Source organism: Streptococcus infantis (genome assembly GCF_018499575.1).
Lineage (GTDB): Bacteria > Bacillota > Bacilli > Lactobacillales > Streptococcaceae > Streptococcus > Streptococcus infantis_K.
In genome coordinates this window covers 850887-867553 of record NZ_JAHDAP010000001.1, presented here as the reverse complement: position 1 = coordinate 867553, position 16667 = coordinate 850887, and the positions used below count along the sequence as shown (strand labels likewise).

Annotated in this window: 8 protein-coding genes and 1 pseudogene; all 9 read left to right on the top strand. The window is 40.8% G+C overall.

Annotation, left to right across the window (positions count from 1 at the left end; translation table 11 throughout):
* Positions 1-5 precede the first annotated feature (5 nt).
* A complete protein-coding gene (locus KJR31_RS04215; protein ID WP_214262215.1) occupies positions 6-962 on the top strand; it encodes a hypothetical protein in 957 nt (318 codons plus the stop codon).
* Positions 963-1149: 187 nt separating this feature from the next.
* On the top strand, positions 1150-2901 hold the full coding sequence (locus KJR31_RS04210; protein WP_214262214.1) for a glycoside hydrolase family 13 protein: 1752 nt from the start codon (positions 1150-1152) through the stop codon (positions 2899-2901).
* Between the two features lie 52 nt (positions 2902-2953).
* On the top strand, positions 2954-3676 hold the full coding sequence (locus KJR31_RS04205; protein WP_214262213.1) for a DUF4241 domain-containing protein: 723 nt from the start codon (positions 2954-2956) through the stop codon (positions 3674-3676).
* Between the two features lie 11 nt (positions 3677-3687).
* Positions 3688-4233 carry an SMI1/KNR4 family protein gene (locus KJR31_RS04200; RefSeq protein WP_214262212.1) on the top strand — a complete coding sequence of 182 codons (546 nt, stop codon included), beginning with the start codon at positions 3688-3690 and terminating at the stop codon, positions 4231-4233.
* A gap of 264 nt (positions 4234-4497) precedes the next feature.
* A pseudogene (bgaA, locus tag KJR31_RS04195) lies at positions 4498-10854 on the top strand (LPXTG-anchored adhesin/beta-galactosidase BgaA); the annotation flags it as partial.
* A gap of 87 nt (positions 10855-10941) precedes the next feature.
* Positions 10942-11370, top strand: coding sequence for an SIALI-17 repeat-containing surface protein (locus KJR31_RS08635; protein ID WP_434223049.1), 429 nt, complete (start codon positions 10942-10944; stop codon positions 11368-11370).
* Between the two features lie 438 nt (positions 11371-11808).
* The gene (locus KJR31_RS04190; protein WP_214262210.1) at positions 11809-12510 is read left to right on the top strand and encodes an ABC transporter ATP-binding protein; all 702 of its coding nucleotides are present in this window, start codon (positions 11809-11811) and stop codon (positions 12508-12510) included.
* 1 nt (position 12511) lies between these two features.
* Entirely contained in the window at positions 12512-15217 is a 2706-nt protein-coding gene (locus KJR31_RS04185) for an ABC transporter permease (protein ID WP_214262209.1), read from the top strand.
* A gap of 96 nt (positions 15218-15313) precedes the next feature.
* A complete protein-coding gene (murD, locus tag KJR31_RS04180; RefSeq protein ID WP_214262208.1) occupies positions 15314-16666 on the top strand; it encodes a UDP-N-acetylmuramoyl-L-alanine--D-glutamate ligase in 1353 nt (450 codons plus the stop codon).
* Position 16667: the final 1 nt, after the last annotated feature.

The following is a 16667-nucleotide window of genomic DNA, read 5'->3' as shown; positions in this document are numbered from 1 at the left end:
AGAAAATGGGGAAGTTAAAGTTAAGCCTATTGAACAAATGGGAACTAGACAAGGACTACAATAGTGTTTTCAATTCTGTCATGTTACATGATGGTAGAGCCTTTGTATTGACCAGTGAGAAGGAAGCTTTTAATCGCTACTGTCTGCTAGAAGTGTCTCCTTTGGGAGTCAAGGAGATAGATGCTTGGGCTTGTGACCATGTTTGGGAGGAAGAGCCTATACTCTTTACAGATGGACAAAATATTGGCATCATCAAGGCTGGCAAGGAAATAATCTATTATACTGGTGATTTTTCTCATCCAGAAATCATTGCCATAAAGGATTCGCAAAGTATACTTCCTAAAAAGGCACAAGAGAGATATTTTCAAATAGTATCAGATAGCGACCAGATACCCGTGTGTTTTGAAGATCAAGTTTATACAAATCAGGCAAGAAACTTTGCCCTTTTAGAATTTGATAGAGAGAAAAAGCAGGCGAAGTGGACCACTTATTCGCATATTGATAAAAAAGCTTTAAACTACCACGACACGAACTCTGATGCTTGGCCTAAAATCGATAGTCTGAAATATTGGCAGCAAGAGCTCTATGCCTTTACCTCTGGAGAAAGTCAAACCTCTGTCAATAAATGGGGCATGGACTATTATGCCCTAGTTAAAATCTCTAGTGATGGTCGTATTATCGAAAAGTTATTAGAATCTGAACATTTAAAGGCTTTAGGCAAAAAAGCTGGTGTCAATGGAATTTTTACGGATTCGCCTTATCTTATCCTGAGCCCCCTATTTAAAAATGATGACTGGAAGGGCAAGCAAAAGCTATTTTCTCTGGCAACAAGAGAATTGTGCGATATAGCCTTGCCTAGAGGAATGAGTAAACACAAGGTTCAAAATATAACAGACAACTTTTGTTTAACCTTCCTGTACGACAGAGGATTAAAAGAACTTGCTCTTTGTCAGATTGACTAGGCTGTGAGGCTGAGTTTGGGAGCTTTTTATTGATAGGTGCTGATATTTCTTGATCAATCTGAGTATTTATTTTGACCTATTTTCTTGCGAAACTTGACCCAGTATTGCAATTTAACTTGTAAAATAGTATACTAGAAATATCGTTTATGAAAACGTTTGCGTTTTTATTGATTATAGGAGACAAGACATGGAATTAACAGCCATTTATCATAGACCAGAATCAGAGTATGCTTATCTTTACAAAGAAAATCAGTTGCATATCCGAATCAGAACAAAGAAAGATGATATTCAAAAGGTCATTTTGCATTATGGTGATCCCTTTATTTTCATTGAGGATAAGTATGAAGCCAAGAAGGAAATGACAAAAGTAACCTCAGATGCTTTATTTGATTATTGGCAGGTTACAGTGTCTGTTGATTTTGCACGGATTCAGTATCTCTTTGAACTTCTTGATACAGAAGGCCAGGGTGTCTACTATGGTGATAAGGGTTGTGTAGAATATACTCAAAAAAACTTGGATGCTGAAGGCAATGGTTTCAAACTTCCTTATATTCACGAAATCGATGGTTGCCAGGTTCCTAGTTGGGTTTCAGAAGCTGTTTGGTATCAGATTTTTCCAGAACGCTTTGCTAATGGAAATCCAAACCTAACTCCAGATGGAGCTCGAGAGTGGGATGCAGAGATTGCACCTGAAAGAGATGACTTTTTTGGTGGAGACTTGCAAGGGATTATCGATCATCTAGACTATCTAAAAGATTTGGGAATCACTGGGCTTTATCTCTGTCCGATTTTTGAAGCTACGACCAACCACAAATATGATACGACGGATTATTTTGAAATTGACCGTCACTTTGGAGACAAGGAAGTCTTTCGTAATCTAGTAGAGGAAGCTCATAAACGTGGCATTAAGATCATGCTTGATGCGGTGTTTAACCATATCGGTTATCAGTCGGCTCAGTGGCAAGATGTTCTGAAGAATGGAGAAAAGTCAGCTTATAAGGATTGGTTCCATATTCAAGAATTTCCAATTACTGAGGATAAACTGAAGAAGCCAAAAGAATTACCGTATCGTACCTTTGCCTTTGCTAGCTATATGCCTAAGTTAAATACAGCCAACCCGGAAGTTAAAGAATTTCTTTTAAGTGTTGCGACCTATTGGATTGAGAATTTTGATATTGATGCTTGGCGCTTGGACGTTGCCAATGAAATTGACCACCAGTTCTGGAGAGATTTCAGAAAGGCAGTTCTGGCTAAAAAGCCTGATTTGTATATTTTAGGTGAAATCTGGCATACATCTCAGCCTTGGCTAAAAGGGGATGAGTTCCATGCAGTTATGAACTACCCTCTTTCTGAAAGTATCAAGGATTATTTCTTGCGTCAGCATAAAAAGACGGAGCAGTTTATTTCAGAAATCAACAGCCAGTCTATGTACTACAAGCAACAAATCTCGGAAGTGATGTTTAACCTTTTAGACTCTCACGATACAGAGCGTATCCTCACGACCGCTAAAGGAAATATCCAGCATGTCAAGGCTGCTCTCGCCTTCCTCTATCTTCAAAAAGGGGCTCCTTGTATCTATTATGGAACAGAGCTGGCACTTAAAGGTGGACCAGATCCCGATTGCCGTCGTGTCATGCCTTGGGATCGTGTTTCTGGGGACAATGATATGCTGAATTTCATGAAGAAATTAATCAAGGTCCGTAAGGAAATTTCAAGCATTATTCAATATGGAATCAATAAGCTAGAAGAAGTGAAACCAGATATTCTTTCCTTGAAGTGGAGCTACGAAGGAAAAGAAGTTCAGGCTATCTTTAATCAGTCTAAGGAAAATTTTGTCTTGGATAGAGATTCAGTTGATTTAGCGAGTCATTGTCAAGTTAAGGAGGGACAACAAATCATCTTACCAGATGGATTTGTGGTTTATTTAGATTCGATTTAAACCGGTTTTTAACTCCAACACATGCTTGTTTTAAACTAGAAAGGAAAGACCGATGGAAAAACTTCAAGTTTCTGAAGAATGGTTGCAAAAATACCAAGAAATCAAACATATTTTGACCTCGTCTGTCAATTACGCAGAGTGTTTCGAGATGAAAGAAATAGACGGCAAGGAAGTCTTTGTCTTAGATATGGGGGAAGTGACCTTCCCAAGTGGAGAAATTTTAGTTAGGGATCCCTTGGTCTGGCTCCGTAGGAATGAAAAACCCTATTTAGAGACCGTTCCAAAAGGAACATTTCCTCTCAAAACCTTGGTAGTTAAAATCGAAGAAGATCATTATAGGTATGTTGCAACAAGAGTTCAATTTACAGATAAACTTCCAGTTGTTTACTATGAAGCTTTAACTGGTACTGAAAACCTGGATTCTGTTGAAGAAGATTCTTATTTTGGATTTTCAGTCGATGCAGGCTTGGCAACTATTGTCGATGTTGATACAAAAAATGCCTACTGTGATTTTGAAGAAAAATGGTATCAAGAAAATCCTGAAAAAAACATCTATGATGATTTTTTTCAGGAAATTTTTGCTCAAAATGCCATAGAACATCCCCTATATCAACGAGAAGGCGGTGATTGGATTAACTTTAAAATACCACATACAGACCTGACTATTCCAATGATTCAATCTGGTTTTGGAGATGGAAATTATCCTGTTTACTTTGGCTATGACAAGGATCATCAACTATGTGATGTGGTTATTGAGTATATCTATGTAGGATAAGGAGTTGGATAATGGCACTCAAGGAAGTTTATGATTATTTTCGTCACTATGATAAGGACACTTATCAAGTTGTCGCTTGCATGGGCAATGAACCATCGGAAGAAGATGTTCAGGATTTTGAAACTCAATATGGCATTCGTCTGCCAGAAGATTTCAGAGAATTCACCATGTCAGCTCTGGGAGGTCTCTTTATGGAAGTCAGGGAAGAGCTATGGCCAAGAGCCAAGGCTTACGATGTAGCACCATTTTGGACCTTCTGCCGAGGTATTAAGGTTTTTGGAATTGCAAATGGCATCCCAGATTTCTTAGATATTCGAATTAAAACCAAGGAATTACACGCTCTGGGCTTTGAGGATTATATTCCATTTCTGTCTGTCATCGGGGATGGAGATGTAATTTTCTGCTTTGATAAGGACAATCACATAGTAGCTTTGGATTGGTATAGCAGTGGAGAAACTGAAGAGCTTAATTGTGATTTTTCAGGACTTTTACTCCAGCAAATTGCAGAGCTAGAAGAACGTAAAAATGAAATGCTAAACATGTTAAAAGAAGGATAATCAGTAATCGAAGGTAAATTCAGAATAGTTTTTCAGTAACAGCTGTTTCTATAAGTGAAACAGCTGTTTTGATGTATTTTTCTAAATGTACATTCAGATTTTCAAAGTTTTCTACAAATTATAGAAAAAAGAATCAAAAGTATAATTTTTATAGGGATTCTATTGATGTTTCCTATATTATTTTATAGAATAGAAGTAATAAATACAACAAAAGTAAAGCGCTTTCGACAAAAATGGAAGCGGTTACTTAATAAGGAGAACCCTATGGGAAAAGATCATTGGAATCGTAAAAGTGTCTATAGCATCCGTAAATTCACGGTCGGGACATGCTCAGTGCTTATCGGGACATGCTCAGTCTTATTTGGAGCAAGTGTAGCTAGTGCAACCCCAGTTTCTGCTGATGAAACTCCAATTGCAGTTGCTACAGAAAAAGTGGAGAAAGAAACTCCTAAAGAGGAAGCTGTAGATTCAAAAGCTTCTGAACAACCTGTAACAAGAGAAACTGTCACTAGTGAAGCAGTTAGAACTGAACATGAAGTAGAGAAAAAAGAAGAGGCCCCAACTACTGAAGCTACTGCCGAGAAGAAAGAAACTTCCGATGTAGAGAAACAAGCTCCTGCTGTGACTCAAGATCAATCTGCACAAACAGAAAAGCCTGAGCTAAAACCTGCAACTAATGATGAGGTGAAGCAGTTGATTGAGGATAGAAAAGTTGAATTCAATCAAAACTGGCATTTCAAACTCAATGCCAATGCCAAAGATGCGGTCAAGCCAGATGCCGATGTTTCTAGTTGGAAGAAATTAGACCTTCCTCATGACTGGAGTATCTACAATGACTTTGACCATGACTCACCTGCCCAAAACGAAGGTGGCCAACTCAATGGTGGTGATGCTTGGTACCGTAAGACCTTTAAACTCGATGAAGAAGACCTCAATAAGAATGTTCGTATCACATTTGATGGGGTTTACATGGATTCTCAGGTTTATGTAAATGGACAGCTAGTTGGTCACTATCCAAATGGTTACAACCAATTCTCATATGACATCACTGACTATCTCCATAAAGACGGTCGCGAAAATGTCGTTGCAGTGCATGCCATTAATAAACAACCAAGTAGCCGTTGGTACTCAGGAAGCGGGATTTACCGTGATGTTACTCTTCAAGTCACAGATAAGGTTCATACTGAGAAAAATGGAACAACTATCTTAACACCAGACCTTGAAAAACAACAGAATGGCAAGGTTGATACTCATGTAACAAGTAAGATTGTCAATACTGATGATAAAGATCATGAAATTCTTGCTGAATACCAAATCATCGAACGTAATGGTCAAGCTGTAACTGATCTAGTTCGTACAGCTAGTCAAGTGTTGAAAGCTCATCAATCAGCTAGCTTAAATGCTATTTTACAAGTTGATAAACCAAAACTTTGGACAGTTCATAGCGACCAACCAGCTCTTTACGAATTGGTGACTCGTGTCTATCGTGATGGTCAATTGGTCGATGCTAAGAAGGACTTGTTTGGTTACCGTTATTACAACTGGACACCAAATGAAGGCTTCTCTTTGAATGGTGAACGCATTAAATTCCATGGTGTTTCTCTTCACCATGACCATGGAGCTCTAGGGGCTGAAGAAAACTATAAGGCAGAATACCGTCGTCTGAAACAAATGAAGGATATGGGTGTCAACTCTATCCGTACAACTCACAACCCAGCTAGTGAGCAAACTTTACAAATTGCCGCAGAGCTTGGTTTGTTGGTCCAAGAAGAAGCTTTCGATACTTGGTATGGTGGTAAGAAACAGTATGACTACGGTCGCTTCTTTGACAAAGATGCCACTCACCCAGATGCTAAGAAAGGTGAAAAATGGTCTGATTTTGACCTTCGTACCATGGTTGAACGAGGAAAGAACAACCCTGCTATCGTTATGTGGTCTATCGGTAATGAAATCGGTGAAGCAGACGGAAAACCTCGTTCTTTATCAACAGTTAAACGCTTGGTTCAAGTTATTAAGGCTGTTGATAAGACACGCTATGTCACTATGGGAGCAGATAAGTTCCGCTTTGGTGATGGTAGTGGTGACCATGAAAAGATTGCCAATGAACTTGATGCGGTTGGATTTAACTATTCAGAAGACAACTACAAGAAACTTCGTGCGAAACATCCAAATTGGTTGATTTACGGTTCTGAAACTTCCTCAGCTACTCGTACACGTGGAAGTTATTTCCGACCAGAACGTGAATTGGTCCACAGCAATCAGGCTTACCGTCATTACGAGCAATCAGACTACGGTAATGACCGTGTTGGCTGGGGTAAAACAGCTACTGCATCTTGGACTTTTGACCGTGACAATGCAGGTTATGCAGGTCAGTTCATCTGGACAGGTACGGACTATATCGGTGAACCTACTCCATGGCACAACCAAAACCACACACCAGTTAAGAGTTCTTACTTTGGTATCGTAGATACAGCAGGTATTCCAAAAAATGACTACTACTTGTACCAAAGCCAATGGGTTTCTGCTGAGAAGAAACCAATGGTTCACTTGCTTCCTCACTGGAACTGGGGAAATCCTACCCTAAAAGAGAATGTAGCGGATGCAGATGGTAATATTCCAGTCCGTGCCTATTCTAATGCGGCAAGTGTAGAACTATTCTTGAATGGTAATACTCTAGGCAAGAAGACATTTACTAAAAAACAAACAAGTGATGGACGTACTTACCAAGAGGGTGCTAAACCGAATGAACTTTACCTTGAATGGAAGGTTGCTTTTGAAGCTGGTACTTTAGAAGCAGTAGCTCGTGACGAAGCAGGTAATATCATTGCTCGTGATAAGATTGTGACTGCTGGAGAACCTGCAGGGGTTCGTTTGGTCAAAGAAGAAAATGCTATTGCAGCTGACGGAAAAGACCTTACTTATATCTACTACGAAATCGTTGATAGCAAAGGAAACGTAGTTCCAACTGCCAATAACCTAGTTCGCTTCCAGTTACATGGACAAGGTCAGATTGTCGGTGTGGACAACGGGGAACAAGCCAGCCGCGAACGTTACAAAGAACAAGCAGATGGTTCATGGATTCGCAAAGCCTTTAATGGTAAGGGTGTTGTGATTGTCAAATCAACGGAGCAAGCAGGGAAATTCACTTTGACTGCCCACTCTGATTTCTTGAAATCTGGTCAAACAACGATCTTCACAGGTAAAAAAGACCAAGCAGAAAAAACAGTTTTAGGAACAGAAGTGCCTAAAGTACGTACCGTTATTGGTCAAGAAGCGAAAATGCCTTCAAAAGTAGCATTTATTTATAGTGATGGTAGCCGTGAAAAACTTCCAGTAGAATGGTCAGCAGTTAATGTCAACGAACCTGGTATCTTTACTGTTAAAGGTGTGGCAAATGGTCGTGATGTAGAAGCGCGTGTTGAAGTCTTGGCCCTCGAAACAGAATTACCGGTAGTTAAGAGAATTGCACCAACTACAGATCTAAGTACGGTTGACCCATCTGTTACCTATGTATTGTCAGATGGTACTGTAGGAAGTTATGATGTTGATAAGTGGGAAGTTGCAGCAGAAGATCAAGCTAAATTAGCTATCCCAGGCTCTCGTATCCAAGCTAAAGGAATTTCAGGTGATGACCAAATCGATGCGACCTTTGTAGTCGCAGAAGGTCAAGCAGCTGCTCCAGTAGTACCGACTGTAACTGTAGCAGACCAGCCTGTAGAAGGGCTCTCAACGGATCAACCAGTTCTATACCATAAACTTGCTTATGGAACTGCTTTACCTGAAGTCAAAGCTTTAGCTGAAAATGCGCAAGTGACTGTTATTCAAGCTAACGAAGCAAATGGTATGCGTGCAAGTATTTATGTTCAACCAAATGATGGTGGAGCATTGCAAACTTACGCTATCCAGTTCTTGCAGGAAGCTCCGCAGATTGAACGTTTGAGCCTAGAAGTAGAAAATGCAGCTGCACTGAAAGAAGACCAAACAGTTGGTATCAAGGTATTGGCTCACTATCAAGATGGTACACAGGCAGAATTGAAGGCTGACAAGGTAAGCTTCTCTACATCAGGTCAAGGAGACGTAGCTGTTCGTAAAGGTATGCTTGAATTGCATAAACCTGGTCAAGTAACTTTGAAAGCTCAATTTGAAGGAGCAGAAGGTCAGATTGACTTGAACATCCAAGCAAACACTGAAAGCAAAGTTGTCCAAGCCATTCGTCCAGTTAGTGTTGTGACAGGTTTGAACCAAGAACCAAGTCTACCTGAGACAGTAACTGTAGAGTACGACAAAGGATTTCCAAAAGTTCACAAGGTGACTTGGCAAGCAATTGCTAAGGAAGACCTTGCTAAATACCACAGCTTTGATGTCCTAGGTAAAGTTGAAGGAATCGAAAACGAAGCTCATGCAAAAGTTTCTGTAGAAGGTATCATTGCAGTCGAAGAAGTGACGACAACAACTCCTGTTTCAGAAGCTCCTCAATTGCCAGAAAGTGTTCGTACTTACCACTCAAACGGCCAAGTATCTTCAGCTAAGGTGACTTGGGATGCTATTGACCCGAGCCAATATGCACAAGAAGGTAGCTTTACAGTGACAGGACATGTGGAAGGTACTCAACTACCAACCAAACTTCATGTTCGTGTGTCTGCTCAGACAGAAACTGGTGCTAACATTTCTGACCAGTGGACAGGTTCTGAGTTGCCACTTGCCTTTGCATCAGACTCAAATCCAAGCGACTCAGTAGCCAATGTTAATGACAAACTAATCTCATTTAACGACCAACCAGCAAACCGTTGGACTAACTGGAAACGTACAAGTGAAGCATCGGTAGGAATTCTCTTTGGTGATTCTGGTATCTTGTCTAAACGTTCGGTTGACAATCTCAATGTTGCCTTCCACGAAGACCACGGTGTTGGTGCACCTAAGTCTTATGTGATTGAATACTATGTAGGAAAAGATGTTCCAACAGTTCCTAAGAATCCAAGCTTTGTTGCTAGTGAAGACCATGTCTTTAACGATGATCGTAATTGGAAACAAGTGACAAATCTTAAAGCTCCAGATCAAGTGAGAGCTGGAGAAATGACCCACTTTAGCTTTGATAAAGTCAATACCTATGCAGTTCGTATCCGTATGGTTAGACCAGATGGTAAATGGGGAACTTCTATTACAGAAATGCAAGTCTTCTCTAAACAAGTAGCAGCAGCTAAGAAAGCTCAAGCTCAAATTCAAGTAGATGGAAAAGATTTGCCAAACTTTAACCCTGGCTTGACTGACTATTATTTAGAAGCTAAGGAAGACAAGGTACCAACTGTAACAGCAAGTGTATCAGATAATGGTATTGCTACAGTGATTCCAAGCGTACATGAAGGTGATCCAGTTCGTGTTGTTGTTAAGGCTGAAAATGGAGATATTCTAGGAGAGTACCGTCTACACTTTACAAATGATAAGGACTTGCTAGCAAGTAAACCTGTTGTTGCTGTGAAAACATCACGCTTGGTTGCTAAGGGGCATACACTTGAGTTACCTGCGAAAGTCGCTGTTTACTTCTCAGGTAAAGATGGCTATGAAGTCAAAGACTTGGCAGTTGAATGGGATGAAGTTCCAGCTGAAAATCTAGCGACTGCAGGTGAATTTACAGTTCGTGGTCGCGTTTTAGGTACTGATTTAACTGCTGAAGTAGCAGTACGTGTGACTGATAAACTCGGTGAAAACCTATCAGACAACCCTGATTTCGATGATGATAGCAACCGTTCATTTGCCTCAGCAACCAATGATATTGATCCAAATTCTCATGATCGTGTGGACTATGTTAACGATGGTTCTGATGATGAAACCCGTCGTTGGACCAACTGGTCTCCAACTCCATCTGATAATCCAGAAGTTTCAGTAGGGGTTATCTTTAGAGAAGCTGGCAAGATTGTTGAACGTACAGTCGCTGAAGGAAGCATTCGATTCTTCTCAGATGGCGGAACAGATGCGCCTTCTAAACTAGTCTTAGAGCGCTATGTGGGACCAGAATTTGATTCGCCAGAATACTACTCTAACTACCAACCATACGATCCAGAACACCCATTCAACACCCCTTCTAACTGGGAGAAAGTTGAATACCGTGCGGATCAAGAGATTCAAGCAGGAACGGATATCCATGTAACCTTTGCTCCAGTCAAAGCGAAGGCTATGAGATGGCGCATGGAAAGAAAAGCGGATACCAAGGGTGTAGCTATTACAGAGATGGCCTTTATCGCTCCAAGTGAGGAACCTAAGGATAGTACAGCTGCCAAACTTCTTGTGGATGGTAAAGAGATTGCTGACTTCTCTGAAGATCGTGTGGATTACCAAGTAACCTACCGTGGAAATCGTCCTAAAGTGACAGTAGAAGCTGGCGAGCAAGTTGCAGCAACTGTTGTTGATAGTGGTGACGACAAACTTCCAGTCTTGATCCATCTTGTTTCAGAAAGTGGTAAACACGTTAAGGAATACCGCATTCAATTGACGAAAGCAGATGTTGAAAGTGCTAAGACAGAACCAGCTGTACACGAAGTCCCAGAGTTTACAGGCGGTGTGAACGGAGAAGAGGCGGCTGTTCATGAAGTTCCAGAATTTACAGGCGGTGTGAATGGAGTTGAACCAGCAGTTTATGAAGTTCCAGAATACACTGGAGGCGCGAATGCAGTTGAAGCAGCAGTTCATGAAGTTCCAGAATACACTGGAGGTGTGAATGGAGTTGAACCAGCAGTTTATGAAGTTCCGGAATATACAGGAGGATCGAAGCTAGTTGCACCAGCAGTTCATGAAGTTCCAGAATACACTGGAGGTGTGAATGCAGTTGAAGCAGCTGTCAATGATGTCCCAGAGTATAAAGGTGGGGCTAATGCAGTCTTTGCAGCAGTTAACGATGTACCGGAATACACAGGTGGTGTAAACGGAGTTGAAGCAGCTGTCAATGATGTCCCAGAGTACAAAGATAATCAATCTCTTGTAGCTCTCGCTATGTCACAAGACAAGACTTATCAGGCACCTGCAAGTCGTCAAAATATTCTCCCAGAAACAGGTGCTAAGGAAAATGCTATTCTTGCAACAGCAGGTGTTATGGGAATGCTCCTAGGTTTGTTTGCAATGGGCAAGAGAAAAGACGAAGAATAAAATGATCTGACATTATGTTGATCATAGAGATTGGACTAACAATCCAAACTTAACTAAAAAAGTGGACAAACTAGTTTTCTGATAAACAGAATCTGGTCTTGTTCGCTTTTTTATTTCAAGACTCAATTGCAAAAGAAGATTGAGATGATTTTCTACAAAAACCAAACATCAAACTAGGAGAATTGCCTTATAGTCAATGAAAACCAAAGAGCAAACTAGGAAGCTAGCCGAAGGCTGTACTCGAGTACGGCAAGGCAAAGCTGACGTGGTTTGAAGAGTATTAGAAATAAGGTGAGTAAGGCAAGGTCATACTGGCCTGTTTTCAGTGCTTTTTAGAAGTTTAAAAATCTCTCTAAAGTCTACAAGGATAAGCTTTCTTTCTCTCCTCAAAAGAGTTATAATAAAGATGAAAATAGGGATAGAAGAGGAGGAGATAGGATGGCTTACATTGAAATGAAAAATAGCTATAAGAGATATCATACAGGAGACACAGAAATCGTAGCCAATCGTGATGTCAACTTCGAGATTGAAAAGGGAGAACTGGTCATTATCCTTGGTTCATCTGGAGCAGGAAAGTCAACAGTTTTGAATATTCTAGGCGGAATGGATATAAATGATGAAGGGCAAGTTTGGATTGACGGGACCAATATCTCGAATTTCACTTCTCATCAGAGAACCAACTATCGCAGAGATGATGTTGGCTTTGTCTTTCAATTTTATAATTTGGTTTCTAACTTGACTGCTAAGGAAAATGTCGAGCTAGCTTCAGAAATTGTTGCAGATGCCTTGGATCCTGAGCAGGTTTTAAAGGATGTTGGCTTAGGCCATCGTCTCAATAATTTTCCAGCCCAGCTATCTGGTGGCGAGCAACAACGGGTCTCCATTGCCCGAGCGGTGGCTAAAAATCCTAAAATTCTCCTTTGTGATGAGCCAACGGGAGCCTTGGATTACCAGACTGGTAAGCAGGTTCTAAAGATTCTTCAAGATATGTCACGTAAAAAAGGAGCCACCGTTATCATCGTGACTCATAATGCTTCGCTAGCTCCCATAGCTGATCGCGTGATTCAGATGCATGATGCTGGTGTCAAGAGCGTTGTTATCAATCCTCAACCACAGGATATTGATGATTTGGAGTACTGAGATGAAAAGAAAGACATATTGGAAAGACCTACTCCAGTCTTTCACAGGTTCAAAGGGACGGTTTTTATCCATCCTGACTCTGATGATGTTGGGGTCTTTGGCCTTGGTCGGTCTCAAGGTTGCTAGTCCCAATATGGAGCGAACAGCTTGGGATTATATTCAAAAAGCCAATCTGGCAGATATGTCCGTCATAGCAGATTATGGTCTAGATCAGGCAGACCAGGAAGAATTGCAAAATCTATCAGGAGCAGATGTCGAGTTTGGTTATATGACAGATTTGACTCTAGCAAACACCCAAGATGCCATACGGATATTTTCTAAGACAGACAAGATTTCAAAATTTGAGGTGATCCAAGGGCGTTTGCCTGAACAAGAGGATGAGTTAGCCTTGGCGGACTTTTGGAAAGATCGCTATCAGATTGGTCAAGTCATTTATTTGAGTCAAAAAAAGGGCAGTAATTCTCAATTAAAACGTGATAGTTATACTATTACAGGTTTTGTCCACTCTCCAGATATTTTTTCAAAAACGGATATGGGGAGTTCAGCTAGTGGCAATGGGAATCTAGCAGCCTACTGTGTCGTAACTGAAGATAATTTTAAGAGCTCTGTTTACACGATTGCCCGCTTGCGTTTTACTAGTCTAACAGATGTTAATCCTTTTTCCAGCGATTACGAAAAAAAGCTGGAGGCTGAAGAAGCGACTCTTAAGGAACAACTTGCTGATAATGGTCAAGCGCGGCTAGAGAAAATGAAGAAGGATGCTCAAGAGTCACTTGATGAAGGCAAGAAACAACTGGACGAGGCTGAAAGTAATTTGACAGCTGGCAAGAGTCGCCTACAGGAAATCGAAAGGCGCTTACAAGTTCAAGAAAATCAAGTGAGCCAACTACCAGAACCACAAAAAAGTCAAGCATCTAGTCAGTTAGAAGAAGCCAAAGAGCAACTCAAGCAGGAAAAGGAAAAGCTAAGCCAGGCTGAAAAGGATCTGTCGAGTGAAAAAGCTAAGTGGCAGACCAGTCAGGATGAGGTCAATGCTCTGATAGAGCCAAGCTATCATGTCTATAATCGAAAGAGTTCTCCAACTGGCCAAGGTTATCTCATGTATAGTAACTCGGCTATGAGTATTCGTTCCGTTGGTAATATCTTTCCAGTTGTTCTCTATGCCGTTGCAGCCATGGTTACTTTTACGACTATGACCCGTTTTGTAGACGAGGAAAGAACCAATGCTGGTATTTTCAAGGCTTTAGGCTACCATAGTAAAGATATCATTGCTAAGTTTGTGATTTATGGTCAGGTTGCTGGGACTCTAGGTACTTTTTTTGGAATTTTGATTGGTCATTACATCCTAGCACCTACTATTTCGCATATCATCACTGAGCGAATGATTGTTGGAGAAAGTCAGCAATATTTCTACTGGACCTATAGTTGCTTGGCTCTAGGGCTAAGCTTAGTAGCTAGTGTCTTACCTGCCTACCTTGTATCTCGTAGAGAGTTGCATGAAGAAGCAGCGCAATTATTACTACCCAAGCCACCAGTCAAGGGTTCTAAAATTCTCTTGGAGCGCATGACCTTTATCTGGTCTCATTTGAGCTTTACCCAAAAGGTAACTTCCCGCAACATTTTTCGTTACAAACAACGCATGCTGATGACCATTTTTGGAGTTGCAGGTTCAGTAGCTCTCCTCTTTGCAGGGCTTGGTATTCAATCCTCTGTGGTTGGAGTGGCTGACAGGCAGTTTAATGATTTGCAACAATATCAGATGATTCTCTCTGTCAATTCTCGAGCTTCATATTCTGATAAGGCAAGACTAGAAGAAAAATTGCAGAGTGATGAAGTTGAAAGCTATCGATTGATATACTCTAAGCAGATTGAGGAAAAGTATACTGGCAAGGCTGGAGTTCAGACAGTGACCATCATGGTAACGGATCAAGATGATCTGGCTCCCTTTGTCATCTTAGAAAAAAATGGGGAAAGACTGAGCTTATCTAACGGAGTTGTTCTGACTGAAAAATTAGCCCAGTTGGCAGGAGTTTCTGTTGGTGATAACTTTATCATAGATGGGAAAACCTTTAAGGTTGGAGCCATTACCGAACACTACGTGGGACATTTTGTTTATATGAATCAGGCTACCTATGAGGAAATTTATGGTCAAGCTCCCAAGATGAATACTTATCTGGTCCAACTCAAGGATAAAAGTGAAGCCAATACTGAAACCGTCGCAGGAGAATTTATGGACCAGGCAGCTGTCAGTGGCCTCGTTCAAAATGCCTCAACTATTCAGCTCTTTGAAAGTTTTGCTAATTCTCTGAATCATACCATGGCGATTTTGGTGCTAGTATCAGTGCTACTAGCCATTGTGATTCTCTATAATTTGACCAATATCAATGTTGCTGAACGGATTCGGGAACTCTCAACCATCAAAGTTCTTGGTTTTCATAACAAAGAAGTGACCCTTTACATCTATCGGGAGACCATCATACTGTCACTGGTTGGAATGATTTTAGGTCTAGTCTCAGGCTTTTATCTCCATCAATTTCTCATTCAAATGATTGCTCCTGGTACCTTCCGTTTTCAACCCAAGGTCGGTTGGGAAGTTTATCTCATCCCAGTTTTAGACGTTAGTGTCATTTTGACCATTCTAGGATTTTTTGTCAATCATTATCTCCGAAAGGTGGATATGTTAGAAGCCCTCAAATCTGTAGAATAGTTGGTAGAGGACAAAAAACAAATAAGAAAGCCCTTTGTGGCTTTTTTATTTTCATAAAAATGGTAAAATAGTAAGAGTAGAAATGGAGTTCTAGATATGAAACGAATTAATCAATTTGAAAATAAGAAAGTATTAGTCCTAGGTTTAGCCAAATCTGGTGAATCAGCTGCTCGTCTTTTGGACAAGCTAGGTGCTATCGTAACGGTTAATGATGGCAAGCCTTTTGAAGAAAATCCAGCAGCTCAGAGCCTTTTGGAAGAAGGCATCAAGGTTGTCACTGGTGGACATCCTTTGGAATTGTTAGATGAAGATTTTGCCCTCATGGTAAAAAATCCAGGAATTCCTTATAGCAATCCTATGATTGAAAAAGCCCTAGAAAAAGGTATTCCAGTATTGACAGAGGTTGAGCTGGCCTACTTGATTTCAGAGGCACCAATCGTCGGTATTACGGGTTCTAATGGTAAGACTACGACTACAACTATGATTGGAGAAGTTCTGACTGCTGCCGGGCAAAATGGACTCTTGTCTGGAAATATCGGTTATCCTGCTAGCCAAGTGGCTCAAACAGCGACTAATAAGGATACCCTTGTCATGGAGTTATCCTCTTTCCAATTGATGGGAATCCAGGAATTCCATCCTGAAATTGCTGTTATCACCAACCTTATGCCAACACATATTGACTATCACGGTTCTTTTGAAGCCTATGTGGCAGCTAAGTGGAATATTCAAAGCAATATGACAGCAGATGATTACTTAGTATTAAACTTCAACCAGGAATTAGCTAAAGAACTTGCTACAAAGACAAACGCGACTGTAGTACCATTCTCAACACTTGAAAAGGTTGACGGAGCTTATCTTGAAGATGGTCTTCTCTACTTCCGTGGAGAAAAGGTTATGGCAGCGGATGAAATCGGTGTTCCAGGTAGCCACAATGTGGAAAATGCTCTTGCAACCATTTCCGTTGCTAAACTTCGTGGTGTTGACAATGAAACGATCAAGGAAACCTTGTCAGCCTTTGGTGGTGTTAAGCACCGTCTCCAGTATGTAGATGAAATCAAGGGTGTTAAATTCTATAACGATAGCAAGTCAACCAATATCTTGGCAACTCAAAAAGCCTTGTCAGGATTCGATAATAGCAAGGTTATCTTGATAGCTGGTGGTTTGGACCGTGGCAATGAGTTTGACGAGTTGGTTCCGGATATTACTGGACTTAAGAAAATGGTCATCCTTGGTCAGTCTGCAGAGCGTGTGAAACATGCGGCGGATAAGGCTGGTGTTGCTTATGTCGATGCGACAGATATTGCTGATGCAACTCGCAAGGCTTATGAACTTGCAGAAGAGGGTGATGTCGTTCTCCTCAGTCCTGCTAACGCAAGCTGGGATATGTATGCTAACTTTGAAGTACGTGGAGATCTTTTCATCGACACTGTAGCGGAGTTAAAGGGATAAT